Source organism: Prochlorococcus marinus str. MIT 9201, assembly GCF_000759955.1.
GTDB lineage: Bacteria > Cyanobacteriota > Cyanobacteriia > PCC-6307 > Cyanobiaceae > Prochlorococcus_A > Prochlorococcus_A marinus_G.
In genome coordinates this window covers 37,454-61,233 of the sequence record NZ_JNAL01000015.1, presented here as the reverse complement: position 1 = coordinate 61,233, position 23,780 = coordinate 37,454, and the positions used below count along the sequence as shown (strand labels likewise).

The 23,780-nt window shown below is 34.1% G+C and carries 28 protein-coding genes; 9 read left to right on the top strand and 19 right to left on the bottom strand.

Translation table 11 applies throughout. The features are described from left to right. Positions 1–16: 16 nt before the first annotated feature. Positions 17–409, top strand: coding sequence for a Rid family detoxifying hydrolase (locus EU95_RS02745; protein WP_032522535.1), 393 nt, complete (start codon positions 17–19; stop codon positions 407–409). A gap of 85 nt (positions 410–494) precedes the next feature. After that, positions 495–722, top strand: coding sequence for a DUF3136 domain-containing protein (locus EU95_RS02750; RefSeq protein WP_011862573.1), 228 nt, complete (start codon positions 495–497; stop codon positions 720–722). A gap of 6 nt (positions 723–728) precedes the next feature. Here the strand turns inward: EU95_RS02750 and EU95_RS02755 are convergent, their stop codons facing one another. From EU95_RS02755 to EU95_RS02790, 8 genes are all read right to left on the bottom strand, one after another. After that, positions 729–968 carry a 4a-hydroxytetrahydrobiopterin dehydratase gene (locus EU95_RS02755; RefSeq protein ID WP_032522534.1) on the bottom strand — a complete coding sequence of 80 codons (240 nt, stop codon included), beginning with the start codon at positions 966–968 and terminating at the stop codon, positions 729–731. 74 nt (positions 969–1,042) lie between these two features. Next, positions 1,043–1,291 (bottom strand): carboxysome peptide B, encoded by a 249-nt coding sequence (locus EU95_RS02760; RefSeq protein WP_032522533.1) that lies wholly within the window; start codon positions 1,289–1,291, stop codon positions 1,043–1,045. A 17-nt stretch (positions 1,292–1,308) separates the two neighbouring features. After that, on the bottom strand, positions 1,309–1,560 hold the full coding sequence (locus EU95_RS02765) for a carboxysome peptide A (RefSeq protein WP_002805244.1): 252 nt from the start codon (positions 1,558–1,560) through the stop codon (positions 1,309–1,311). A 2-nt stretch (positions 1,561–1,562) separates the two neighbouring features. Continuing rightward, positions 1,563–3,092: a carboxysome shell carbonic anhydrase gene (locus EU95_RS02770; protein ID WP_032522532.1), complete on the bottom strand. Its 1,530-nt coding sequence runs from the start codon at positions 3,090–3,092 to the stop codon at positions 1,563–1,565. 7 nt (positions 3,093–3,099) lie between these two features. Then, complete coding sequence (locus EU95_RS02775) at positions 3,100–5,385, bottom strand: CsoS2 family carboxysome shell protein (RefSeq protein WP_158462211.1); 2,286 nt, start codon at positions 5,383–5,385, stop codon at positions 3,100–3,102. Positions 5,386–5,471: 86 nt separating this feature from the next. Continuing rightward, positions 5,472–5,813: a ribulose bisphosphate carboxylase small subunit gene (locus EU95_RS02780; protein ID WP_032522530.1), complete on the bottom strand. Its 342-nt coding sequence runs from the start codon at positions 5,811–5,813 to the stop codon at positions 5,472–5,474. A gap of 89 nt (positions 5,814–5,902) precedes the next feature. Beyond that, positions 5,903–7,318: a form I ribulose bisphosphate carboxylase large subunit gene (locus EU95_RS02785; RefSeq protein WP_025914366.1), complete on the bottom strand. Its 1,416-nt coding sequence runs from the start codon at positions 7,316–7,318 to the stop codon at positions 5,903–5,905. Between the two features lie 69 nt (positions 7,319–7,387). Beyond that, positions 7,388–7,699, bottom strand: a complete 312-nt coding sequence (locus EU95_RS02790; protein ID WP_002807869.1) for a BMC domain-containing protein — start codon at positions 7,697–7,699, stop codon at positions 7,388–7,390. Between the two features lie 329 nt (positions 7,700–8,028). Between EU95_RS02790 and rdgB the strand changes: the two genes are divergently transcribed. Then, on the top strand, positions 8,029–8,613 hold the full coding sequence (gene rdgB, locus EU95_RS02795) for an RdgB/HAM1 family non-canonical purine NTP pyrophosphatase (RefSeq protein ID WP_032522529.1): 585 nt from the start codon (positions 8,029–8,031) through the stop codon (positions 8,611–8,613). 9 nt (positions 8,614–8,622) lie between these two features. On the opposite strand, the gene EU95_RS0109075 is transcribed toward rdgB, so the two are convergent. Further along, positions 8,623–9,390, bottom strand: a complete 768-nt coding sequence (locus EU95_RS0109075; RefSeq protein WP_032522528.1) for a microcompartment protein — start codon at positions 9,388–9,390, stop codon at positions 8,623–8,625. Between the two features lie 97 nt (positions 9,391–9,487). On the opposite strand from EU95_RS0109075, the gene EU95_RS02800 reads away from it, so the two are divergent. The 4 genes from EU95_RS02800 to bchL all read left to right on the top strand — a co-directional run bounded on the left by EU95_RS02800 (position 9,488) and on the right by bchL (position 13,926). Next, a complete protein-coding gene (locus EU95_RS02800; RefSeq protein ID WP_032522527.1) occupies positions 9,488–9,856 on the top strand; it encodes a hypothetical protein in 369 nt (122 codons plus the stop codon). 158 nt (positions 9,857–10,014) lie between these two features. After that, the gene (locus tag EU95_RS02805) at positions 10,015–11,271 is read left to right on the top strand and encodes a ferredoxin:protochlorophyllide reductase (ATP-dependent) subunit N (protein WP_032522526.1); all 1,257 of its coding nucleotides are present in this window, start codon (positions 10,015–10,017) and stop codon (positions 11,269–11,271) included. 6 nt (positions 11,272–11,277) lie between these two features. Beyond that, positions 11,278–12,849: a ferredoxin:protochlorophyllide reductase (ATP-dependent) subunit B gene (locus EU95_RS02810; protein WP_032522525.1), complete on the top strand. Its 1,572-nt coding sequence runs from the start codon at positions 11,278–11,280 to the stop codon at positions 12,847–12,849. 189 nt (positions 12,850–13,038) lie between these two features. After that, on the top strand, positions 13,039–13,926 hold the full coding sequence (gene bchL, locus EU95_RS02815; protein ID WP_032522524.1) for a ferredoxin:protochlorophyllide reductase (ATP-dependent) iron-sulfur ATP-binding protein: 888 nt from the start codon (positions 13,039–13,041) through the stop codon (positions 13,924–13,926). Positions 13,927–13,932: 6 nt separating this feature from the next. On the opposite strand, the gene EU95_RS02820 is transcribed toward bchL, so the two are convergent. The 3 genes from EU95_RS02820 to psaM form a co-directional block, all read right to left on the bottom strand. Then, positions 13,933–14,937, bottom strand: coding sequence for an SDR family NAD(P)-dependent oxidoreductase (locus EU95_RS02820; RefSeq protein ID WP_032522573.1), 1,005 nt, complete (start codon positions 14,935–14,937; stop codon positions 13,933–13,935). 52 nt (positions 14,938–14,989) lie between these two features. After that, a complete protein-coding gene (locus EU95_RS02825) occupies positions 14,990–15,337 on the bottom strand; it encodes a hypothetical protein (RefSeq protein WP_032522523.1) in 348 nt (115 codons plus the stop codon). 84 nt (positions 15,338–15,421) lie between these two features. Continuing rightward, a complete protein-coding gene (gene psaM / locus EU95_RS02830; RefSeq protein WP_025887817.1) occupies positions 15,422–15,526 on the bottom strand; it encodes a photosystem I reaction center subunit XII in 105 nt (34 codons plus the stop codon). A 101-nt stretch (positions 15,527–15,627) separates the two neighbouring features. On the opposite strand from psaM, the gene EU95_RS02835 reads away from it, so the two are divergent. Beyond that, on the top strand, positions 15,628–16,371 hold the full coding sequence (locus tag EU95_RS02835; RefSeq protein WP_032522522.1) for a lipoyl protein ligase domain-containing protein: 744 nt from the start codon (positions 15,628–15,630) through the stop codon (positions 16,369–16,371). Positions 16,372–16,380: 9 nt separating this feature from the next. Here EU95_RS02835 and EU95_RS02840 read toward each other — a convergent pair whose 3' ends face one another. Next, positions 16,381–17,604, bottom strand: coding sequence for a site-2 protease family protein (locus tag EU95_RS02840; protein WP_032522521.1), 1,224 nt, complete (start codon positions 17,602–17,604; stop codon positions 16,381–16,383). Positions 17,605–17,659: 55 nt separating this feature from the next. Here EU95_RS02840 and EU95_RS02845 point away from each other — a divergent pair, with 55 nt between their 5' ends. Continuing rightward, on the top strand, positions 17,660–18,313 hold the full coding sequence (locus EU95_RS02845) for a phosphoribosylanthranilate isomerase (RefSeq protein ID WP_032522572.1): 654 nt from the start codon (positions 17,660–17,662) through the stop codon (positions 18,311–18,313). A gap of 36 nt (positions 18,314–18,349) precedes the next feature. Here the strand turns inward: EU95_RS02845 and folE are convergent, their stop codons facing one another. The 6 genes from folE to EU95_RS02875 form a co-directional block, all read right to left on the bottom strand. Continuing rightward, the gene (gene folE, locus EU95_RS02850) at positions 18,350–19,096 is read right to left on the bottom strand and encodes a GTP cyclohydrolase I (RefSeq protein WP_032522520.1); all 747 of its coding nucleotides are present in this window, start codon (positions 19,094–19,096) and stop codon (positions 18,350–18,352) included. A gap of 142 nt (positions 19,097–19,238) precedes the next feature. Next, the gene (locus EU95_RS02855) at positions 19,239–19,973 is read right to left on the bottom strand and encodes an SDR family oxidoreductase (RefSeq protein ID WP_032522519.1); all 735 of its coding nucleotides are present in this window, start codon (positions 19,971–19,973) and stop codon (positions 19,239–19,241) included. Further along, on the bottom strand, positions 19,948–20,955 hold the full coding sequence (locus tag EU95_RS02860; protein ID WP_032522518.1) for an acetyl-CoA carboxylase carboxyltransferase subunit alpha: 1,008 nt from the start codon (positions 20,953–20,955) through the stop codon (positions 19,948–19,950). Before EU95_RS02860 ends, EU95_RS02855 begins: the two co-directional genes overlap by 26 nt. Positions 20,956–20,958: 3 nt before the next feature. Further along, entirely contained in the window at positions 20,959–21,999 is a 1,041-nt protein-coding gene (locus EU95_RS02865) for a long-chain acyl-[acyl-carrier-protein] reductase (protein ID WP_032522517.1), read from the bottom strand. Between the two features lie 108 nt (positions 22,000–22,107). Further along, positions 22,108–22,839, bottom strand: a complete 732-nt coding sequence (locus tag EU95_RS02870) for an aldehyde oxygenase (deformylating) (protein ID WP_032522571.1) — start codon at positions 22,837–22,839, stop codon at positions 22,108–22,110. A gap of 111 nt (positions 22,840–22,950) precedes the next feature. Further along, positions 22,951–23,745: a creatininase family protein gene (locus EU95_RS02875; RefSeq protein WP_032522516.1), complete on the bottom strand. Its 795-nt coding sequence runs from the start codon at positions 23,743–23,745 to the stop codon at positions 22,951–22,953. Between the last annotated feature and the right edge of the window lie 35 nt (positions 23,746–23,780).

The window sequence follows — 23,780 nt, the reverse complement described above, 5'->3', positions numbered from 1 at the left end:
GTATCTTCTTAAACAAATGTCACCCAAACAAGTTATTAAAACATCAAATGCTCCAGATCCAGTCGGGCCTTATAATCAAGCAATAAAAGCTGGGGATTTTATCTATTGTTCCGGTCAGATTGCTATAGATCCTGCTTTAAATGAAATAACATGTTTAGGTAATATAGAGAAGGAAACTATTCAAGTTTTAAAAAATCTCGCCGCAGTTCTTAAAGCTGGTGGAGCCAAAATAGAAGATGTAATAAAAACAACTATTTACTTAACCGACTTAGGTAATTTTCAAATTGTAAATAAAATATATAGTGAATTTTTTAATAAAGAAAATCCTCCAGCAAGGGCCTGTGTGGAAGTTTCATCTCTACCAAAAGGGGTTTTAGTTGAGATAGATTGCGTCGCATTTCTAGATTAATTTCTAATTATTGAGAAATTTGAAATATGAGCCAATTGTGCACCATAGTTATGTAGATTAATAGTTGATAATTCATCTTTGATCTATGTCAGCAGCGAAGCTTAATATAGATGAACTAGAAGCGGGTTATCCTTTATTTTGCAAAGCTCTTAGACTACTAATTTTAAAAGGTAACTCAGTTAAAGATATAGAAAAGACAGTTTGTTGGAGTCATCTTGAGACTTTAAACAGATGTCTACCAGGTAGATATAAAGCCCCCACTTATTTAATGGCTTTAATCAAAAGAGATATTGCAAAGCCAAATAATTATTAAAAAGTACTAATGTGCAGAATAGAATTTATCAATATCCTTTGAAAAGTCTTTTTCCTTGTCTGAGATTTCTTTATTATCTAAAAATATTGAAAGACTTACAAAGTTCTTACCGAAGCTGATATTTGGATAGATATCCCTTTCTTTACATAATTTCTCAATTTCCCCCATGAATTTACTAATTTTTGAGTATTGATCAAATTCAAATCTTTTTTCAATCCTCAAAGGTGATTCTCTTTCTTTCCACATTACATTCTTTATTCAATATTAATAACACTATACCTTCAACAAAGTTTCTCAATAAACTTTTGAAGATAAAATTTTTAGTCGCTCTCCCAATAATCAATAATACCGCCAATTGTTAAATCGGTTTGAACTTCTGGATTAGGGCATGCAAATCTAGCAGCAGTACCACTAGAAGTAAAAACCCAGTTACCTTCTCTAGCTCCAACAGGATCAACGGCAACTAATTTCTTTCCTTTATTATTTTCTAAAACTCGTAAATTCATATAACCTAAGCCAGCGACTCTTTGAGTACATACCATTCTTCCTAATACCTTCATAATTTCCACAATTTATATCCTCCTTTTTATGACTTATCAGGATCCCAATGATCAATAATTCCAACAATCGTTAAATCGCTTGGATAAGATTTACTTCCCGCAGCTTCTCTGGCAGCAGAACTTCCAACACAAATAACCCAATCTCCTGGCTTACAGCCAACAGCATCAACTGCAACTTTATTAGAGGAACCATCTAATACAACCTGCAGATGTTTATGTTCAAAACCAGGAATCCTATTGGTAGAAACAAGTGGTTTTACAACCTTGCAAATTAACATACTTAGTGAGCCTCCTCTGTTTTTTTATCTAAAGACATTCCAATAATTTGGGCGGAATGAATGTTGTCCCTGTCTCTAATAGTAGAGCAAGTATGTAACAAACCTTGTTCAACTAAATTTTTATATCTAATTGATATCGCATTATTAACTCTTTCACAATCATTAATTGCCCTCTCTTTTGCGCCGGGTACTTTTCCAGAGTAATCAAATCTTATTACTACCGGAATAGGCAGATCTTGAGAAACATTTAATCCAGAAAAAATCTTCACTCCTACATCTAAATCTGGAGCCCCTTCTTCGACTGTATCTAAATGAGCAAAATAAGTTAAATTTCTGAGATGCACTTCTTTGAAACCTATACCTACTCCAATAAACCTCTCTGCATGTCCAATATCTTCATAAGAACCATTATGAAAACTCTTAACATAATCAATTTGAGAAATATTATTGATAATTAATTTATACGTAAATTTTTCAAGTCCACTGAGTTTATCTTTTGAAGATTGCTTAGAAATTATCTGACAAATTTCTCTTTCCGCATCCTCTTTTGAAAAATTTATTGTTGAATTATAAATTTCTAATGTAGAAATAGTTTTTTCTAAATCTATACCGCCATCGCTAGTTGATAAATGTATTTTCAATGAATCAGTATCTGTATCAAGTCCAATTAACATTAAATCCACAGAAGCTCCGCAGCAAAAGCTATTCTCTACAGCCTCTTTGAAAGCATATAATTTATTTCTACCTTCTGCTGCAGCTAACTCGTCATTACTCCCATGAGCTGCGCATCCCTGATGCAAAGGGTCTACGGAACTAAAATGATAAGTTACAACTTTTAAGTACCTGGTATCTTTATGAGCTTCATTAGGAACACTCTCTCTATATCTTTTATGTTCAGTTTTTACCCATCGATTAACAGTATTTTCAATATCAAACATTGCTCCAGCATGGGATCTTCTTCTTACGGAACTAAAAGGTATTCTCATTACATAAGCAACTGAATGAGCTAATCTTCCATCTGAACAAGGAGTTATATCAAGTAAATGTATTCCACAATCTAAGAGAAATTTTTCAAAATCTTCCGCATCCCTACTTCCAGCAGCACCTTCAAGTGGATCATTGTTAAAAAAATTGTCACTAAGTTTATCATGCTGTTTAAAAGCACACCATGCATATAGAGCTCTCATATCAAGAGGTTTAACCCAAGATTTGTCTAATACATGGAAGGGTAAATCTATTCCTAAATTTTTTCTTGATATTTTTTGAGCCTTATTAATAAAATCTTCGTGATGTTGAATTCGAGCAATTTCCTTGAGAGTTGGAACAATTTCGTCAAAATCACTTTTTATTTTGCTTTCATACCTAAATAGATTTTCATTTTGGATATTATTGGTTAATTTATGAGACTTTCCAGAATTTCGGAAATTATTTGATTCTTTAGTTTGTATATGGATATTTTCAGTAAAAGTTTTCATTGGAGCGGTTGGCCCCAATGTGAAGTTCTTGGCTTTAGCCAGTCCTCTTAAAGGCATTATTTACTTAACCTCTTGCACCACCTGAAAAGGTAACAAGTTGTCCTTCACGAGTATTACCACTTGATCCAGTTATCAAGAAATCTGGCTCTTTCATTTCATCATTCCTTTTTATATCCATCACTGGCATTGCACTCGTCATGCCTGGTCTTGTAGGATTTCTTTTTCTTGCTGAAGCTCCTTCAGTACCTGTTACCCTGTTTCCTCTTGCCCAATCATCCCCTGTTATCTTCAACCCAGCAGATTGACCCTCGCCAGTAATTCTGGATTGTGCTCTCTCTTTTGAAGAATCAAATTCCTTTAAATCTTTTTTTGGGGTAAGCCGGGAATTTTTGTTTTTATCAAACCTAAATTGTTCTGTCCCTGTTACTGTGTCGTTAGCCATATCGAATGGGCCTGTAATCTTTGAGCCATTTTCATACTCATTGCCTGTTACACCATCTCTTTTTTTATCAGAATATTTATCTCTTGAGGGAGAATTTACAGAAAATTCTTCCCATGAGCTTGAATTTTTTCTTTCACTATTGGCGTAATTTTTTTCAGATGAATGATTGGAACAATTATTGCCTAACTGATCTCCTCCAACATAAGGGGTGCCTGTTGGATTTAGACACGCACCTTTGCCTGCTCCAGTCATACTTCCTCCGATACCCGGTTGTATACCAGTAAGACGTGCATTTGAGCTACCTCCTAAATATATCTTTCCTTTATCTTTTAATTCAGTTATTAATTCAGAATTACAATTTTCCTCAACTTGATCTAATCCAGCATATGGTGTCCCAGTTACATTTTTGCAAGTTCCAGGTTCATCGCCAGTAACTTTCTCAGATCTTCCAGTTAAGGTGCCACTAATCTCATTAGCGTTATTTGAGAGACTAACTCCAACCTTCATTGCCTCAGCTTTTGGTTTGGATTTACAGAATGACTCGTATTGTTGGGAACCAATATATTCATCGCCAGTGACATTTTTACAGCTTCCTGGTTCATTACCAGTAACGTACTCAGACCTACCTACTCCTGTACCAGTTAATGCATTGCCGTTTAATGTATTGTATTTCCCAACTTTTTCATGAGATCTCCCTTTAGGATTAGTTTCTGAACCAAGATATTGATCGCCTGTTAATTGATGACCAGATCCTGACTCATCTCCAGTTACAAGTGCAGATCTCCCAGGTAAAGACCCAGATACTTTTAATCCCTCAGCTGTACTACTATGTTTAACCTTTGAAGGATTTTTGGGAACTTCCCCACAATATTCTTTTGACTGATTTGCAGAACTATATTCAGTACCAGTTACATTTTTGCAAGTTCCAGGTTCATCGCCAGTAACCTTCTCAGATCTTCCAACCTCATTACCTGTGACTTTATTTCCAGCTGATGTTGAAGTTACTGAGGATCTAGTTGGCTGTTTATATTCAGGTTGATTTTGGCAAAATTGATTAAGTACTTCGGATCCCAAATATTGTGTGCCTGTGACGCTTCTACATGTACTAGCTTCATTACCAGTAGTTTTTAACGATCTATTAGCCTGTGTTCCAGTTACTGTTTGCCCAGAATTAGTTTCACTTTTACCAACTTTCCAACTTGCATCAGCAATATTCATTTTTGATCCATTTTTATTTGGACCACATGGTCTACATTTACCATTTCCTTTTTTTGAGGTTGCTCCAGTTTTACTTCTTAATTCTCTTACTCTTTGAGATATTTCTCTGCTTGATAAATCTGGATCTCCTCTTCTAGCCAAAGATGCTGCACTATTATTTTGTTTAGAAGCTGATTTGCCATGTTTAGATTGTGCTTCTCTTCTTGCCAAAACAATATCTCTGCTTGTATTGGTGATAGGTTTTCTTTTTTGAGCTACCCTTCTTTTAATTTTGGTATTGGGAACTTTATTCTCGGAATTACCAGAATTTGATAAGTCAGGATTTTTATCTGAATTTATTTTAATTTCATTTACTTGGATCTTTTTATTAGCTTCTGTACGAGTTCTGTCAGATGAACTTATGGCTGATTTACCATGAGTTGACATTGCTTTCCTTCTTTCAATTACAAGTTCTTTGCTGGATAAATTTTTAGAAAAGGATTTTTTATTCACTTTTACTGTTGGAATATGTTTTTTCGAAGTGTTTGTACTATTTGTATCAATTGAAGATTTTATCCCAGAAATTTGAATATCATCAGAGGTGCGAACCCTGTCTTTGGTAGTAGAAGAATTGGCAACAGCTTTTTTTCCACTATCACTCATGGCTTTTCTTCTATCTAATGCAATTTCTCTACTAGTTTTCATTGGGATAACTTTCAATTGTGAAACTTTTTAAAAAGACTTTCTCCAAAAAATTAAATTCTTATGGAGAAAGTTATTTACTACGATAAGTAGCTTTAACGTCCTTGGAAAACTACAAAAGCTGTTCCTTGACTTTGAGTGTAAGCATCGTATCCGATGATTCTTACATGATGATCAGGGTATGCTCTATGGCATGCCTCTAATTCGCTTACGATCAAGTTAAGATCTTTTTCCCCAAAGAATGGGAGCTTCCAATAAGACCAATAAGTTTGCATACATCCAGTTGGATGAACATGCTCAATAACTGGACTCCAACCTTGAGCAATTATGTAGGCAATTTGGTCATATATTTCTTCCTGGGTCATCGGTGGTAAAAAACCGAATGTTTCCAGGGTTGCAACTGTTTGATAGTCGCTTACTGTGCTCTGGAAAGGCATAATTAATCAAAATGTGAATGTAATTACTCGTAAAAACGAGATTTTAAGAAGTTTGAGGAGAATAAATCTCCTCAATTTCGAAACTTGAGTTAACCCTGAACATCAAGCTTGTCGACAGTGTCAAACTCGAATTTAATTTCCTTCCAAGTTTCAAGAGCAATAGCTAATTCAGGACTATGCTTAGCAGCTTCCATAAGAATGTCTCTACTCTCTTTTTCGATTTCGCGACCAGCATTACGGGCTTTTACACAAGCTTCTAAAGCAACTCTGTTAGCTGCAGCTCCAGCAGCTGAACCCCATGGATGACCATGTGTTCCTCCACCGAATTGAAGACAGGAATCATCCCCAAAGATCGCTAAAAGTGCCGGCATATGCCAAACATGGATACCACCTGATGCGACTGCGAATACTCCAGGCATTGAACCCCAATCTTGATCAAAGAAGTTACCTCTTGATCTATCTTCAGGAACAAATGACTCTCTTAAGTTGTCAATATAACCAAGAGTTGTTTGACGATCACCTTCTAGTTTTCCAACAACGGTTCCAGTATGTAATTGGTCTCCGCCGGATAGTCTCAAACATTTTGCAAGAACTCTGAAGTGAATACCATGTTTTGGATGTCTATCAATAACAGCATGCATAGCTCTGTGAATATGCAGAAGCATGCCATTTTTACGACACCAATTAGCTAATCCAGTATTTGCAGTAAAACCACCAGTTATATAATCATGCATGATGATTGGCATATCTAGCTCTTTTGCAAATTCAGCTCTTTCATAAAGTTCTTCAGGAGTGTTAGCAGTACAATTAAGGTAGTGACCTTTAACTTCTCCAGTTTCTCGCTGAGCAAGTTTAACTGCTTCTGCAACAAACTCAAATCTTTCTCTCCAACGTTGGAATGGTTGAGAATTAATATTCTCATCATCCTTAGTTAAATCAAGACCGCCTCTAAGACATTCATATACAACTCGACCATAGTTTTTACCAGATAATCCTAATTTAGGTTTGATGGTACAACCAAGTAGAGGTCTTCCGTATTTGTTAAGTCGATCTCTTTCAACTACAATTCCGTTTGGTGGACCACCGCAAGTTTTAATGAAAGCAATTGGGAATCTTATATCTTCTAGACGTAAATGTCTTAGAGCTTTAAATCCAAAAACGTTTCCTACTAATGATGTTAATACGTTTGTAATTGAGCCTTCTTCAAAAAGATCTAAAGGATATGCAATAAAAGCATAAAAAGCTTCAGGATCTCCAGGAACGTCTTCTATTCGATAACAACGTCCTTTATAAAATTCTAAGTCTGTAAGTAACTCGGACCAAACTGTTGACCAAGTACCTGTTGAAGATTCTGCGGCAACAGCTGCTGCGACTTCTTCTTTTGGAACACCTTCCTGACCAGTACATTTGAAACAGGCTAGTAAATCGGTGTCTAGGGGTACATATTCTGGAGTCCAGTAGGTATCTCTGTACTCCTTTACCCCTGCATCATACTTCTTACTCATAAGGATAAATTTAGGTCTGTGTAGGGAAAATAATTATTGTGCAAAATTTATAAATCTTGCTTTACTTAATTAGTCCTTTTGACCAAGAAATTCACCGTTACCTAGAGCAGGTTCAACTTCTCTATGAGGACGAGCAATAATGTGAGCTGCAACTAAACCGTCACCAACTCTTTCACAAGCATCAGCACCAGCTCTTACAGCTGCGTTTACTGCACCTGTTTCGCCTCTAACTAATACTGTGACATAACCGCCGCCAACGAATTCACGACCAATAAGGCGAACTTCTGCTGCCTTTGTCATTGCGTCTGCTGCTTCGATTGCAGGTACAAGTCCGCGTGTCTCGATCATGCCGAGTGCGATACCCATTGTTTCTGTAGCCATTGTCTACTAAATACTAAATGTGGAATGTTCATTTCGAAGAATGCTTCATTAGGTACTTATAAGTCAAGCGTTTTCTACAAAATCTCCATTAATGTTTTTTCTATCATTCATAAGTTTAACTTATCACCCTTGGTACTATTGATATGTCAATACTTATGCAAATTGGTTAGTGCATCAAAACATACTGTTGTGTTAAGAAAAAATTTACATTATGTTATTTCCGTACGAGACAGGCCCTGTCTACACAGGTGTGGAATGTTCAACCTTTCCTGTCTCTGTATCAAGCTTTAAAGTAAGATAATATTCTTAATTAATAATTTTTCGTTATTTTGAACCTTCCAGTTCTAACTATTGCGAGTGGCAATCAAATAAAGGTATCTGAAATTTCAGAAATGCTGGATGTTTTGTCTTTAAAGGTTGAGAAGCAACCAGAATTTCTAAATGTCGAAGAAACAGGGGGAACATATTTTGAGAATGCACTACTTAAAGCCAAGGCAGCCTCTCTAGAGACAAAAACTTGGGCATTGGCTGATGATTCGGGTCTTGAAGTAGATGTTTTAGATGGTCGACCAGGAATTTATTCTGCTCGATATGCTGAAAATAATGATGAGAAAATTAAAAAATTAATTAATGAGCTCTCTGATAGTCCTTATAGGAGTGCAAGATTTATAAGTTGTATGGTTTTGTGCGATCCCTCAGGAAACTTAGTTAAAGATACAACAGGAATATGCTGGGGAGAAATTCTTAAAAATCCTAAATACCCAAATGGGGGATTCGAATCTATTTTTTGGGTTAAAGAAGCTAATTGCGTTTACGGTGAACTCTCACAATCACAATTAAATAAATTAGGAAGTAGAGGTAAAGCTGCAAAAATTATGTCACCTTTTTTAAAAAAAGAAATTGGATTAGATTAATAATTTAAATCAGTAATTTGATATTTGTTCAATAGCATTAATTGACGCTGCTGCGGCTTCTTCTACATCTCCTTCTTTCCCAGCGAGAGTTAATCTACCAAAAGCTCCAACCGCTTTAACATCAACAACGGTTATATTAGATGCTTTTTCGGCTTCATTAGCTGCTTTTAAAACATACCCAGCAGGTTCAGTTTCGAGAATAAACATACTCATACCAGCCTGAATCATAGAACCGCTTCTATTTTGTCTATTTATTAAGACTGAATGATCAGGGGTTATAGCGCGAATAATTTCAGTCCAACTTGTAGATGGTTGTGTTCTTTGATTAATCTCGCTCCCAATTGCATCTAAAACTACATCTCCTGAATGTAAAACAGTGCTTTGATCTTTATGGTAGAGGGCAAATGAACCAAATTCTCTTTCAACGATCATTTGGCCTAGCCTTACATTGCTCGCCTTTAGAGCAATATCTGTAACTCTATGAATTGCCATTCCTGGAGAAACTTCCATCCATAAACATGAATCTCCTGGTATGGGAAGAAAACCTCTACTAACAGTTCCCATATAAGCTGCTAATTGGGGCTGCAATGAATCCAAGAAAACATAGGTTCTTAATTCAATTTGGCCAACTTGACTTGCCTGTCTTGAGACTAAAGATTTCTCTGAATCTGTTGTAATAAAACTAGCCCCACCACTCTGAGATTGAATCTCAGAGCCTGTTATGAGAGAACTTTTATTCTTTCGTTTCCCTCTATTTAAGCTAGAAGTTGGTTCCATTCAGGAGACTATAACGGATAATGGTTCATTTTTTCTATTAAATTTACTTGCATGCTTTCCACAAAACGATAACTTCAAGTAAAAGATATGCATTTTTATGGGAACTTCTCAAAAAAAAGAACCAAATGTTTCTAGTCTTGAAAAAGAATTAACTCCTGATCAAACTCTTGGATTAGTTAGTCTAAGCTTGATGCAAAAACTATCTCAGAAAGACCCATCTTTTAGTTGGTTAGAAGAAGATAAAATTGAGAAGGTAAATCTTAAGAACCTTAGAGATAGATTAGAGTTAACGCAATTAGCTATAAATACTGGAGCACCTTTAACCACTTCAGAAGTGACAGCTTTAATTGGCGCAAAGCCAGGGAAATCTAAGTTAGAAAGAGCAGGATTATTAGCAACGAAAATAGCTAGAAATGTGTGGAAGATATCAAAAATAAGTCAAGTAAATTCCTTCTACAGAAATTAAAATGCGCCCTGAAAATTATTTTCATAAATCTCATTTAAGTATTTAAACATTCATATAAGTATTTTAAATGTGTGCATTTTGTAAGAGAACTTATTAATTACTTTCTTTAATTAAAAAGTTTATGCAAGCTTGAATAATAAGCTCTTTCTAAATTTTTAATGAGTAAAGTTGAATTTAATAAGGAAACTGGGCCAAGGGAAGTTTTTTGTGGTTTAACTTCAATAGTCTGGCTTCATAGAAGAATGCCGGATGCATTTTTTCTGGTAGTAGGCTCAAGGACATGTGCTCATTTAATTCAAAGCGCTGCTGGAGTCATGATTTTTGCTGAGCCAAGATTTGGGACGGCTATCCTTGAAGAAAAAGATCTTGCTGGTCTTGCTGACGCTCATGAAGAATTAGATAGAGTAGTTAATGATCTTATTACAAGAAGACCAGAAATAAAAACTCTTTTTCTAGTTGGATCTTGTCCGAGTGAAGTAATCAAACTAGATCTTGCCACTGTCGCAGAAAAATTAAATAAAAGATTTTTAGGTAAAGTAAGATTCGTTAATTACTCTGGCAGTGGGATAGAAACAACTTTTACCCAAGGAGAGGATAGCGCTTTAAAAGCTTTAATTCCATTAATGGAATCATCAAATGAGGAGAAATTATTATTAGCAGGGACTCTTGCAAATAATGTAGAGGATAGGTTTAAAAAGATTTTTAGAAATTTAGGAATTTCAAATGTTGAGAGCTTTCCACCAAGGCAATCCACAGAATTACCAAAGATTGGCAAAAACACAAAAGTTTTACTAACTCAGCCTTATTTAAGTGATACGGTTCGAGATCTTAAACATCGCGGTTGCGAAATAATTTCGGCTCCATTTCCTCTAGGTATCGAAGGAAGTACTAAATGGTTTTTAGCTGCTGCCAAAGCTTTCAAAATTAGTGAACTTAAAGTTCATGAAATTATTTCTCCTTTAATCAATAGAGCAAAACTTGCTCTTAAATCTCATAAGGAAATACTTAAGGGGAAAAGATTATTTCTTCTTCCTGAATCTCAATTGGAAATATCTTTAGCAAGATTTTTGCATAATGAATGCGAAATGGATCTTATAGAAGTAGGGACTCCTTACCTAAATAAGGATTTAATCAAAGAGGAGATTAATTTATTACCTGATAATACAAAAATTGTCGAAGGACAACATGTAGAAAAACAATTAGATCGAGTAAGGGAATCTAATCCAGACTTAGTAGTTTGTGGGATGGGTTTGGCTAACCCACTTGAGGCAGAAGGAATTAGTACTAAATGGTCGATAGAAATGGTATTTAGTCCAATTCATGGTATTGATCAAGCCGCAGATTTGGCAGGTCTCTTCTCTAAACCTTTAAGAAGGAATCAAATACTAACTTCAAAAACTTTAGTAACACATTAAAAGAATATGGAATTAACTCTTTGGACATATGAAGGACCACCACATGTTGGTGCAATGAGAATTGCTTCTTCAATGAAAGATATACATTATGTACTTCATGCACCTCAAGGAGATACATATGCAGATCTTCTTTTTACAATGATTGAGAGGAGGGGGCAAAGGCCTCCAGTGACTTATACAACTTTCCAGGCTAGAGACCTCGGAGGCGATACTGCTGAATTAGTAAAGAAAAATATTAAGGAAGCTGTAGAACGATTTAAACCAAAAACTCTTTTAGTTGGAGAGAGTTGTACAGCAGAGCTTATCCAAGACCAACCTGGAGCTCTTGCAAAAGGAATGGGGTTTGATATGCCAATTGTTAATCTTGAATTACCTGCTTATAGTAAGAAAGAAAATTGGGGGGCTTCAGAAACTTTTTATCAATTAACAAGAACTCTTTTAAAAGAGAAAGTAAGTTCCTCAGAAAAAATAAGTCCTCTAAGGTGGAAGGAATTAGGTCGTAGACCAAAAGTCAATATACTGGGGCCTTCATTACTAGGATTTAGATGCAGGGATGATGTTATTGAAATCCAACGAATACTCTCAGAACAAGGAATAGATACAAACGTTGTTGCTCCATTGGGTTCTAGTCCAGAAGATATTGAAAGATTAATTGATGCTGAAATAAATATTTGTCTTTATCAAGAAATTGCTGAAGCATCATGTGAATGGCTTAAACGAAACTTTGGAATGGAATATACAAGTACTATTCCAATTGGAATAAAAAATACAATTGAATTTATCAATGAAGTTCATAATAAGTTGGATCTCCCTTTGACTAATAAAGAAGAATTAGAACATAAGTCAAAACTTCCTTGGTACTCAAAATCAGTTGACTCTAATTATTTAACTGGCAAAAGGGTTTTTATTTTTGGAGATGGAACACATGCAATCGCGGCTGCAAAAATTGCCAAAGAGGAATTAGGTTTTGAAGTAGTAGGTCTTGGCACATACAGTAGGGAGATGGCGAGGCAAGTAAGAGCCACTGCAAAAGATCTTAATGTAGAAGCACTGATAACCAACAATTATCTAGAAGTAGAAGATGCCATGAAAAAAGCCTCCCCTGAACTAGTCTTAGGGACTCAAATGGAGAGGCATAGTGCAAAAAGACTCGGTATTCCATGCTCAGTAATTAGTACTCCAATGCATGTTCAAGATGTTCCTGCAAGATACAGCCCTCAAATGGGATGGGAAGGAGCAAATGTAATTTTTGATGACTGGGTACATCCCCTAATGATGGGCTTAGAAGAGCATCTTATTGATATGTTTAAACATGACTTTGAGTTCGTTGATGGCCATCAAAGCCATTTAGGGCATACTGCAACAAGCACAGAAGACTTTTCAAAGTCATATGAAAAAAAAGAACACAATATTAAAGAAGGAATTATCTGGACTGAATCTGGTAAAGCTGAATTAACAAAAGTTCCATTTTTTGTAAGAGGTAAAGTTAAAACAAATACTGAAAAATACGCAATCTTGAGAGGAATTCCAGAGATAAGCGATGAGACTCTATATGATGCTAAAGCATATTTCAGTTAATCTTTACTAATAAACTACAATTAAGCCATGAGTATTTTCACTTATAATTAAACATATTTAATACTTAAAATTCAGTTATAAGAACATATTTTCCACTTTTAATACAAATAAATACATATTTCTTTAGAAACATATTTCATGTGTATTTACGCTGCAAGAATATAAATAATAATGTGTTTTAAGCTTTAAATGACAACTACAATAAATAAACCTCTTGATGGGGAAGGAAGTGTTCAAGTAAAGCAAGATCCGAAAATAAATATTGAAGAAGGGGCTTTAGTTATTGCTGTGTATGGGAAGGGGGGCATTGGAAAATCAACTACGTCATCAAACCTTTCTGCGGCATTCTCGAAATTAGGTAAAAAGGTTCTTCAAATTGGATGTGATCCAAAACACGATAGCACTTTCACTTTGACCCACAAAATGGTTCCTACCGTTATCGATATTCTCGAAGAGGTAGATTTTCATAGCGAAGAATTGAGGCCAACCGATTTCATGTTTGAAGGTTTTAATGGCGTAATGTGCGTTGAAAGCGGAGGTCCTCCTGCTGGGACAGGGTGCGGGGGATATGTAACCGGCCAGACAGTTAAACTTTTAAAAGAACATCACTTATTAGAAGATACTGACGTTGTTATTTTTGATGTCCTTGGAGACGTCGTTTGCGGGGGATTTGCAGCTCCATTGCAACATGCAAATTACTGTCTGATTGTTACTGCTAATGACTTCGATTCAATATTCGCTATGAATAGAATAGTCTCTGCAATCAAAGCAAAAGCAAAAAATTATAAAGTCAGATTAGGTGGGGTAGTCGCAAATAGATCAAAAGATACCGACCAAATTGATAAATTCAATGAAAGAACAGGTTTAAAAACTATGGCACATTTTAGAGATGTCGACGCCATCAGAAGATCGAGACTAAAAAAATGCACCATTTTTGAAATGGAACCAACTGAAGATGTTATTGAAGTTCAAAATGAATATTTATCTCTTGCCAAAAATATGCTTGAAAACGTGGAACCTTTGGAGGGCAATCCACTTAAAGATAGAGAAATTTTTGATTTATTAGGATTTGATTAGTCTAAACTAATCTAATCCAACCAATTGGCTTGTTAAATCATAAGTTTGTTCAGAGATATTCGCATTAATTATTCTTTTTGACAACTTTTGAGAAAAAGCTCTTCTACCAGTTTTTTGACGATTTCCCCAGCTCCAATGGACTGATGGTTTAGCAAATTCTTTATAAGTGGCAACTTGAGCGACCCTTTCTCCTGCCAATCTTTGTGAAACATATCCTTTTGTTATGAATTTTTGAAATATAGGGAAAAGGAATCTAAATAACCAAGGTGTATCTCTAAAAAGTTTTGTATCAGCAACACATCCAGGATATAGAGAATTAACAATAATTTTCTCTGCAGGATATCTTTTCGATAATTCTTGAACGGTCACCATATTGCAAAGCTTACTATCTTTATAAGCCTTGCCAGGTTTAAATTTCTTTCCATTTGCCATACTTATTGGAGATAAAAAACCTTTTTTGAATCCAGATAAATCTCCCAAATCAGCTGGGGCAGGTATAGGAATCCTTCCTCCAAGTTCTGAATAATTAGCCGTAACAGTGCCTAATACTGTAATTCTTGGCTTGAATACAGTAGATTTTCCATTTAAAATAATATCTCTTTCAGAAGATATAATATTTTCTAGAAGAAGGTTTATCATCAGAAAATGTCCAAAATGATTTACTGCCATGGAGTTTTCAAACCCCTGAGCAGACCTTTCAGGTCTCTTTAGTCTCGGTTTATAAACTGCTGCATTACAAATAAGAGAATTTATTGGTTTTTTAAATCGTTGTAATATTTCATCGCACCCTTTTCTAACATCATCCAAGTTAGAAAGATCTATTTCTATAAAGTGAACATTTATAAGTTCCTCTTTTGTCAAGAATTCCTCAGCTATTTTTATAGCTCTTTTATTTGATCGATTAACAGCTATAACTTCCCATCCAAATCTTAATAGAGGTTTTAGAGTATTTAATCCAACTCCTGAAGTTGTGCCTGTTATTAGGACTAAACCCTTAATGTTCTTACTCACTAGCAAAAAGTTAATAGAAAAATGAAAGTAGAATGATTCTGGATCATCCTCGTCAACGCCATATTACTCTGATAATGTCTCTAGAAATTATTTGATCCTGATCCTTCATAAATCTTTGCTCGCCTTCAGAAGAAAATAAATCATCAAACTTATTTGTTAAAATATTAAATCTATATTTTTCGTATGAAAATGAGTCTTGAATTTCCCTTAATCTAGACAACCTTACTTTGGAGCTATAACCAAGTTTGAAAAGACTTATTATTGCTAAAAGGGAAAAGCATATTTTTATAATTAAAAAAATCAAAGATACAAAATCATCCTGTTTTTGTTGTCTTTTTACAAATACGGATCCAAGATGTTTTTTGTAAAAATTAGCATTTTTAGAAGAAGAATTTGACAAATTTAGCAATTGATATTTTTACTGAATCAATCAATTCAGTCTAATTATATTATTACCTTATAAATTTAAATTTTCTAATAGATTTTAATTCCTACCTAAACTAATCCCTAGTCTTAGTGCTAGAACTCCTGCATGCATAACTACTATGAGGCTTAATGCAATAAGATTTATTGTTTGTGTTGGCTCCATGGTAAAAAAATTATTTTCTATATTCTCCACCGAAAAGAGGAGATTTGAAACACTATTACAAAATGATGTTACGTAATTAACAAATTTAAAGAAATAAATTATTGAAAATTATCATAAATAAATCTACAAAGTTAATTTTGGGAATAGAAAATCAGGCTTTAATCTTTTCGACAAATAATTTACCTGGATTTGATCAAATGGCTTTGGACTTAAATTCTTTAGATCAGACAATTTCGAATCCTGAAATAATTCTCACATTAAGATTCTACTATTGGACTGGGGATTGGCTTTCAATTGGTTATCACCAAAAGGAAATTCCTATTCATTGGGAAGATTTATTATCAAATGGGGAAATTAATATTGTTAGGCGTCCCTCTGGAGGCGGAGCTGTTTTGCATTCAGGAGGCATAACATATGCATTAACATTTAAAAAAACATACTATAAAGTCTTAAGTTATCAGATGGTTAATAATTGGTTAATTAAAAGTTTTGGGAAATTAGGTCTAAAGTTAGGATATGGTAATTTACGAAAATCACTTATTAAAACAAATTGTTTTGGGACTTCGTTAGTTTCTGATTTAGTCGATCAAGATGGGTTTAAGAGAATAGGAAGTGCCCAATTTCGTAAAAAAGGTGCATTCCTTCAACATGGAGAGATTCAAACAAATCCTTCAAAAGATTTGTGGTACAAATTATTTAAAGAAGAAGCTCCACCAAAAGTAAATTTAGGTCTAACAAATGATGAAATAGTTCAACATTTAAGAAATTCATTCCTAAATAATAATTCAAATATAAATTTCAAAAATGTTGAGATAGATAATAAAAATATTAGAAAATTTTTATAAAACTAATATTTAAAGGTCTCCTCTCTGCTTCATTGAATTAATTATTCTTGGCAATTCAATTCCTAAGGGATAATGATTTTTAAAGTTTAATTTGTTAGCAATCTCTGAAGGCAAATTAAACCCTAATTTATTCAATACAAAGTTTCCAATTTTTGACCTATCTATTATCCCCAAAGGTATTTCTGCAGCATTAAGAACCAATAAAAAACCTTCGCTTGTTGCTTCTAGTCTCTCTATAGTTTTCCATAATTTATCGTTACAAGATACACTTATAAAACTATCCATTGGTTTCTTAAAGTCTCCAACAAAGTTTCTTTCCCATTTTTTTAAAGAAACAGTTTTTAAAATATCTTCATCAACAAAACCAGTCCATCTACCATTATTAGTAACAAAAAAATATTTATCTAGGGTATCTTTTTTATTTTTTATTAATTTATTAAATTCTGAGAAATTTGAATCATATTCAATTTTCCTCAACGGCTTTAATTTAATCTCAGAAACTTTGCTAAATTTAAGTATATTTTCAATTTTAAAAAATTGACTTTCAGATTTTGAAGAATTAACTCCGAACAATCCTAAAAAAGAAAGAATAAAACCATAATAAAAGTTAAATCTAAATAAACAAATTATCCCAAATATTAGAACTAAAAAAGATAAAGATAAATTTACTTTATTTAGAAAATTTCTCCCTTTATTTTTACTACCTGAAAAATGCCAAATAATACTTTTTAATAAATTCCCCCCATCTAAAGAACCAATTGGAATCAAATTTAAGAAGCCCAAGAATAAATTAAATACACCTACTCTTGAAATTACATTAACTGCTATTTGTTCTTGAGATGGACTGTTATTACTAATTAAAAGCAGGATAGATGCTGTAGCGAAACATAAAAGAGGTCTAACAATTGCAATTTTTATATTACCTAAAGCAGTTTGACAATATTTATCTATTTGTAAAATTGCTCCTAAAAAATAAAAGGTAATTTTTTTTATTTTTACACCCTGATTAAGTGAAACAAAAGTATGAAAAACCTCATGAAAAATAATTGAAGATAATAAGAAAAAAGAAGTTAAAAACCCTATAATCCAAGCTTCTTTATTATTGAAGATATCGCCAGAAGATAAATTGACCTGATTACTTATGCTCCATGAGAATAAAAAGAGAATAACAAACCAATAAGGATGAACTTTAAAGGGAATTCCCCATATTTTAAAAATTTGCCAACTTCTCAAAAATAATCTCCGCTATATTGAGCAATAATATTAATCTTACATGCAGGATAATGATATGCCCAAGGCTAATCCTTTAGTTAAAATTTGTGGCCTAACTTCTGAAGAACAAGCTCTTCAAGTCGCTAAATTAGGAGCAAATGCTATTGGCATTATTTCGGTTGAAGAGTCTCCAAGGTATGTATCAGCTGAAATTAAGAAAAAAATATTTAAAACCCTGGAAAATTTTTATCCAAAAATCGAGAGGGTATCAGTTGTACAAAATTGTCCAATAGACTTAATTATTAAAAATTTCTTAGGAAACCCAAGTGAAACTATCATTCAATTACATGGAGATGAAGATATTGATTACTGCAAAAAAATAAGGGAAAAAATTCCCAATATTGGCCTATGGAAGGCTTTCAGGATAAAAACGGAAAAGGATATAGATAAAATTAAACCTTATGAGGATTTTGTTGATGCGATACTACTTGATTCTTGGAATGAAAAAACTTATGGAGGCTCAGGGAAAAAAATCAAATCTACTTATCTAAAGAATTTACAATTTAGCAAACCTTGGTGGTTAGCAGGTGGGATATCAATTAAATGGATTGATGAAATTTTAAGTGATATAAGACCTGATGGTTTAGATATTTCCAGTAGTATTGAAATTTATCCTGGTAAAAAAAATCTTGACGCAACAAAAGATCTTATATATAAAATCAAAAATTAAAAGCTACTTACTAAAGGAATTTACGTTCAATAAGCTTCAATAACAAGACAATCCATTAGGCTGCTGTTTAACTAATTCAAAGAATTCCTGTTTGAGGCTAGTATCATGTCTGAAATCTCCTCTTACTATGGAATTTATCATACTGGTATTAGGCTCTTTAACCCCTCTCCAGCACATACAATAGTGCTTAGCTTTAACTAAAATTGCAAGACCTTTTGGTTCGCATAATTTCTCTATTTCATCTGCAAGAATCATTACAGCCTCCTCCTGTATATGAGGCCTAGAAAAGACCCAATCAGCTACTCTTGCAAACTTAGAGATTCCTATTACCTTGTTTCCAGGCTTAATTCCAATCCAGCAATCACCAATGATTGGGACCATATGATGAGAGCAAGCTGAACGAACACTTATGGGCCCAAGAGTATATATTTCATCTAATTTCTTTGCATTAGGAAAATCGGTAACATTTGGTCTTTTGTGATATCTTCCTTTAAATACTTCTTGCAAATACATTTTTGCAACCCTCTGAGCAGTCTCCTGGGAGTTATGGTCGTTATCAATATCAATAACTAGTGATTTAAGTAAATCTTTTACTTTCTCCGCTACCTCTCTTTGAAGAATTTCTAGTTCACCTGGATTTATAAAATCAGAAATATTATCATTAGCATGAAATCTTTTCTTATTTAACTTTATTCTATCTCTTATTATTTCAGAGATGAGTTTATTACTAATTTGATCACCAAAAGTCTTCTTAATATTATCGTTGGGTAATGTAGAAGTCATAGAATTGTTATCAGAGAAATAATCTGCAAACTTAATTACTTTATATTTTCAAGTGCTATTTTGCCTATACACTATATCACATACTAATGTTCATTAGAGAGAAGAAAAGCTTGAAAATTCACTCCTGAATAAATTTAAAAAATTAAAAAGCCCCTCTAGAAGGCATCAAAGTTAAATCTTCAATCAGTTGTGATTCAGGTTTTTGAGCCATATAAAGAATAGTTTCTGATACTTCACTTGAGGAGAGCATAGAATTTCTATCAAAATCAGCATTAATAGATTCTGAATCCCAAAGGGGAGTATCAACTGAACCTAAAGTTATCGTGCAGGCTCTGATTGAATTAGATCTTTCTTCTTCCCTCAAACATTTAGTAAACATTGCTAGTGCAGACTTTGAAATGCAATATGCTCCCCATTGGGGGAAAGCATTATAAGAAGCATGGCTGCTAACGTTAATTACTAATCCACCATTTTTTCTCATTTGAGGAACAATTGAGCTACAAATTTGGAAAACACTTGTGAGGTTTATTTGCAAAATTTGGTCCCATTGGCCCAAGTCCATTTCAACTAAGGGTCCATTAAATGCGCAACCGGCATTATTTATCACAACTGAGGGGCACCCATACTTCTCAATTGCTTCTTTAACACAATGCTCTATCTCTAAAGGATTAGATAAATCGCATTTAACAAGGTTAATTTTTGATTTGGTAGTCAACAGTTCTCTCTTAAGTTTCTCCATTAAATCCATATTCCTGGAGAGTAAAATTAGATCCCAGCCAGCATTAGCAAAAGTAATTGCAGTAGATCTGCCAATACCTTTAGTAGCACCTGTTATAAAAGCTAGTTTCAATTTATTCAGTTTTTTGGGGGATTTCACTATAAATCTCTTCAATATTATTTGCTTCGATAAATTTTCCTAAAACCCTAAATTTTTTGTATCTTTCCTCAATTAATTCTTCTTCAGGCATTTGCAGTAACGCGTTAAGGTGTTTTTCAATAGCCTCTTTTAATGTATTGCCAGCATCTAAAGGAGCCCAGTTATTGCCCCCAGAAGGTTCAGGTAATACCTCATCAATTATCCCCAATTTAAGTAAATCCTTTCCTGTAATTTTAAGTGCTGATGCAGCCTCTGGTGCCTTCGCAGCATCTCTCCACAAAATTGATGCACATGCTTCCGGACTAGCAACTGTATAAACACTATGTTCAAACATTAGTAACCTATCGGCAACACCTATTCCAAGTGCACCTCCTGAACCTCCTTCTCCAATGACAGTAGCCACAATTGGGACTTTCAATCCAAACATCTCTCTAAGGTTTCTTGCAATCGCTTCCCCTTGACCCTGTTCTTCAGCTTTTAAACCAGCATAAGCTCCAGGAGTATCAATAAATGTAAGAATTGGCAAAGAGAATCTATTTGCATGCTGCATTAATCTAAGAGCTTTTCTGTAACCTCCTGGTTTCGCCATCCCAAAGTTTCTTACTACATTTTCTTTTGTGTCCCTTCCTTTCTGATGCCCTAACATCAACACTGGCCTATTATTTATCGAACCTATCCCCCCAATTAGGGCCATATCATCGCCACCATTTCTATCTCCATGTAATTCGATCCAGTCATCACAAAACATTTGAACAAAGTCCAAAGTACTTGGTCTTTGAGGATGTCTAGCTACCTGTATCTTTTGAGCAGGGGTGAGGGATTTAAATATTTCTTCTCTTCTCCTAGCAGCTAAGGTTTCAAGCTGCAAAAGCTGTTGACTAACATCTACCTCTGAGTCTCGAGCTAATTCTTTAATTTGCTCTATCTGCTTCTCAAGTTCAACAAGAGGCTTTTCAAAGTCAAGGAGGTAGCGTTTAGCCATAATTTAGACAGTTAATACTTTAGGGTACTTATCAAGTCCAATCGCAGAAAAGCCATGTTTTAAAGAAGCTGCTCCAATAAATTCCATCTTTTCAAGAGAAATGTTATTTCTTCCCCAACTAAAGTTGGTATGACACTTCTCAAATTCTAAAATCATAGCTTCTGCAAAGCAAGCAAACATCTCTCTCTGTGGGTTTTGCATTTCTGCAAGTTCCATCATATTCCAACCAATATCGTTGAAAAACTCTACTATACCCCCTTTTAAAACATGAATATTTTCGCCCTGAAATTTCTCATCAAGATTTTTGGGGTATCCACCATCAATCATTAAACATGGTTTTTTTAAGTTATTAGTATCAATCTCAATAGTTTTGGGCATACTTGCAACCCATACAACAATATCCGCTTGAGGTAATGCCTCATCTAAAGTTGTTATGGTGCCACCATCTAATTCTTTTTGTAATAAAGCTAGTGGTTCTTGTTGTCTTGCGACCATAAGAAGTTCAGAAATGCCGGTTTTATTTATAAGCCATCTACAAACAGCACTTCCTATGTCCCCTGTAGCACCAATTACAGCAACAGTTGCTTTTTTAAGGTCTATCCCAATGCGAGGTGCATTTATTTCCAGTTGTCTACAAATTACCCAGGCGGTATGAGTATTGCCAGTAGTAAATCTTTCCCATTCTAATGAAGTATTTCTGATTTGTTTATGCTGAAGAAGATTAAAATTCTCAAAAATAATAGAAGTAAATCCCCCTAAAGCTGTAATATTAATTCCTTTTTTCTGAGCTAGTTCCATAGCATTTAATACTTTTCTTCTTGCCGTTTTAAACCTAGAAAGCATTTCAGGGACAAAGCACGAATCTATATAAGAACCTTCAATAGATATTCCAGTAGCACTCTTAACTTCTACATTTTCAACCAACTGAGGAGGAGCTGTACACCAAACATCCAAGTCTCCATCAGCAATATGATCAAAGCCTAGCATCGAAGCTTTTCTTTTTGCATCTTCAAAACTGGTTGAGTGGCCTATTAACCCAAACATTTAAAATTTATTAATGTTTTCTATACAATGTTATGAACAATAGCACAGAGGTAAGTACTTAAATAGGAATGATTAATTATTAAAATGCTTAATTAAGTAGAAATAAAATCAAACAATTGCTGCCATCGCCATTCTGGCAATTTCTCTATTATCAAGACCTATTTCCATAAGGGTATCTTGATAAGCGATCATAAATTCTTCCATTAATTCTTCTTTATCCATAGCTAAAACTGAAGCGTCTTCTGCTACTTCATCTAACATCTTTTTGATCAAGGGAAGGTTAACCTTGTTAGCTTCCATTAATTCTGCTTTACAAGTAGATAAATTCTCTTTGAGCCACTCTTGACCGTAATTTAAATGGAGATATTCATCTTTAACCACACCCTCTGTTATTTTTTTTGCAAAAGGATCTGCAACTCGTATGTAGACATGATATGCGGAGATAGCAAATGCTTCAATTAAGATGGCTTGTATTAAAAGACATGTTGTTAAATTTCCTTTTTCAAGAGCGACTTGAAAATTACCATGCAATTTAGAAAAGAATTTTTTAGCAAATTCCATATCAGCTACTACACCTAAATTTCTTCCACATGCAGTAAAGCCTTTTTTATGCTTCATTTCCATTCTTGCCAATTTAGTTAATTCCTCTAACTCATTTGGTATTAAAGTTGCTATTGAAATGTAATTATCATGAGCCTCTTGCTCTCCCTCTATAACAATTGCATTTATTCTGCTATATGCATCTTTGTAAGAATCAGTTGTGAAGTCAGGTAAGTTTAAAGAAATAGAATCAGCAGATTCTTCGGAAGTCGTGTTTTTATTTGATTCTAGAGTTTGCATGTCAGTAATCTTTAGTTCATTATGCATGAATATTACACGATTATAGAGAGTTTATTTAAATATCATGAAAATAGTTTCAATTGTTAAGTCACATTTTTTACTTAAACTTATTTAATAATTGTTTGGCCAATCTGATTGCATCAGATTCATAATCAATTTGTACCAATGATTAATCAATAATTCCTTTAAATTTTTTCCTAAAGACTCATTTGCTCCTCTACTATCTCCAATAACACCTGATTTACTGAAGTCGTCAGTAAACCAAGCAGTAGGCGCATTCCCCTCTAGACTCCAGCCTTCTGGGATTTGTCCTTTAATGCCCTCATTTGGGCGTTCATCACCTACTAATTCTGGTTTCAAAGCGAGCATCAAACTTGTTTCAGCTAAAGAGGCATGAAGCCCATCCTCGATCTCAGTTTTTGTTAACAATTCACTTAATCCATTAACACCACTCCATAGAAAACAAGGAAAAACTGCAATCCCTGGTGAGAAACTTCTTAGCTCTCTTGCCGCTGTATTTAGTAGTGAGATTTGACCTCCATGTCCATTTATTAATATCAATCTTTTAAAACCCATTTCAGATAATTGACCTCCGACTTCCTTGATCATTGAGGTTATTAAATTTGAGGAAAGTGAAATTGTCCCAGCAAAACCTTTATGTTCTGGCGAAAACCCAATATATTGAGTTGGAAGTTTTTTTAATGGAATACCGTCAGGTAATAATTTAAAAACTTCGCTTACGATGTCATCAACAAAAATACTATCTGTAGCAAGAGGCAAATGAGGTCCATGTTGCTCAACAGCACCAAATGGCCAAATCACTGTTGATCTTTTTTCTTTTGCAATACTCTCTATTTCTTGCCAATTTAAATATTCAAATTTATTAGATATTGGTTTAAAGTTCATTAATTTTAATTTTGAGTACTAACATTTAGAGTATG

Excerpts from the sequence above, each read along its gene's own strand:
- EU95_RS02745 (WP_032522535.1), top strand. The coding sequence starts at position 17 with ATGTCACCCAAACAAGTTATTAAAACATCAAATGCTCCAGATCCAGTC.
- EU95_RS02750 (WP_011862573.1), top strand. The coding sequence starts at position 495 with ATGTCAGCAGCGAAGCTTAATATAGATGAACTAGAAGCGGGTTATCCT.
- EU95_RS02755 (WP_032522534.1), bottom strand. The coding sequence starts at position 968 with ATGTGGAAAGAAAGAGAATCACCTTTGAGGATTGAAAAAAGATTTGAA.
- EU95_RS02765 (WP_002805244.1), bottom strand. The coding sequence starts at position 1,560 with ATGTTAATTTGCAAGGTTGTAAAACCACTTGTTTCTACCAATAGGATT.
- EU95_RS02770 (WP_032522532.1), bottom strand. The coding sequence starts at position 3,092 with ATGCCTTTAAGAGGACTGGCTAAAGCCAAGAACTTCACATTGGGGCCA.
- EU95_RS02780 (WP_032522530.1), bottom strand. The coding sequence starts at position 5,813 with ATGCCTTTCCAGAGCACAGTAAGCGACTATCAAACAGTTGCAACCCTG.
- EU95_RS02785 (WP_025914366.1), bottom strand. The coding sequence starts at position 7,318 with ATGAGTAAGAAGTATGATGCAGGGGTAAAGGAGTACAGAGATACCTAC.
- EU95_RS02790 (WP_002807869.1), bottom strand. The coding sequence starts at position 7,699 with ATGGCTACAGAAACAATGGGTATCGCACTCGGCATGATCGAGACACGC.
- EU95_RS0109075 (WP_032522528.1), bottom strand. The coding sequence starts at position 9,390 with ATGGAACCAACTTCTAGCTTAAATAGAGGGAAACGAAAGAATAAAAGT.
- EU95_RS02800 (WP_032522527.1), top strand. The coding sequence starts at position 9,488 with ATGGGAACTTCTCAAAAAAAAGAACCAAATGTTTCTAGTCTTGAAAAA.
- EU95_RS02805 (WP_032522526.1), top strand. The coding sequence starts at position 10,015 with ATGAGTAAAGTTGAATTTAATAAGGAAACTGGGCCAAGGGAAGTTTTT.
- EU95_RS02810 (WP_032522525.1), top strand. The coding sequence starts at position 11,278 with ATGGAATTAACTCTTTGGACATATGAAGGACCACCACATGTTGGTGCA.
- bchL (WP_032522524.1), top strand. The coding sequence starts at position 13,039 with ATGACAACTACAATAAATAAACCTCTTGATGGGGAAGGAAGTGTTCAA.
- psaM (WP_025887817.1), bottom strand. The coding sequence starts at position 15,526 with ATGGAGCCAACACAAACAATAAATCTTATTGCATTAAGCCTCATAGTA.
- EU95_RS02845 (WP_032522572.1), top strand. The coding sequence starts at position 17,660 with ATGCCCAAGGCTAATCCTTTAGTTAAAATTTGTGGCCTAACTTCTGAA.
- folE (WP_032522520.1), bottom strand. The coding sequence starts at position 19,096 with ATGACTTCTACATTACCCAACGATAATATTAAGAAGACTTTTGGTGAT.
- EU95_RS02860 (WP_032522518.1), bottom strand. The coding sequence starts at position 20,955 with ATGGCTAAACGCTACCTCCTTGACTTTGAAAAGCCTCTTGTTGAACTT.
- EU95_RS02865 (WP_032522517.1), bottom strand. The coding sequence starts at position 21,999 with ATGTTTGGGTTAATAGGCCACTCAACCAGTTTTGAAGATGCAAAAAGA.
- EU95_RS02870 (WP_032522571.1), bottom strand. The coding sequence starts at position 22,839 with ATGCAAACTCTAGAATCAAATAAAAACACGACTTCCGAAGAATCTGCT.
- EU95_RS02875 (WP_032522516.1), bottom strand. The coding sequence starts at position 23,745 with ATGAACTTTAAACCAATATCTAATAAATTTGAATATTTAAATTGGCAA.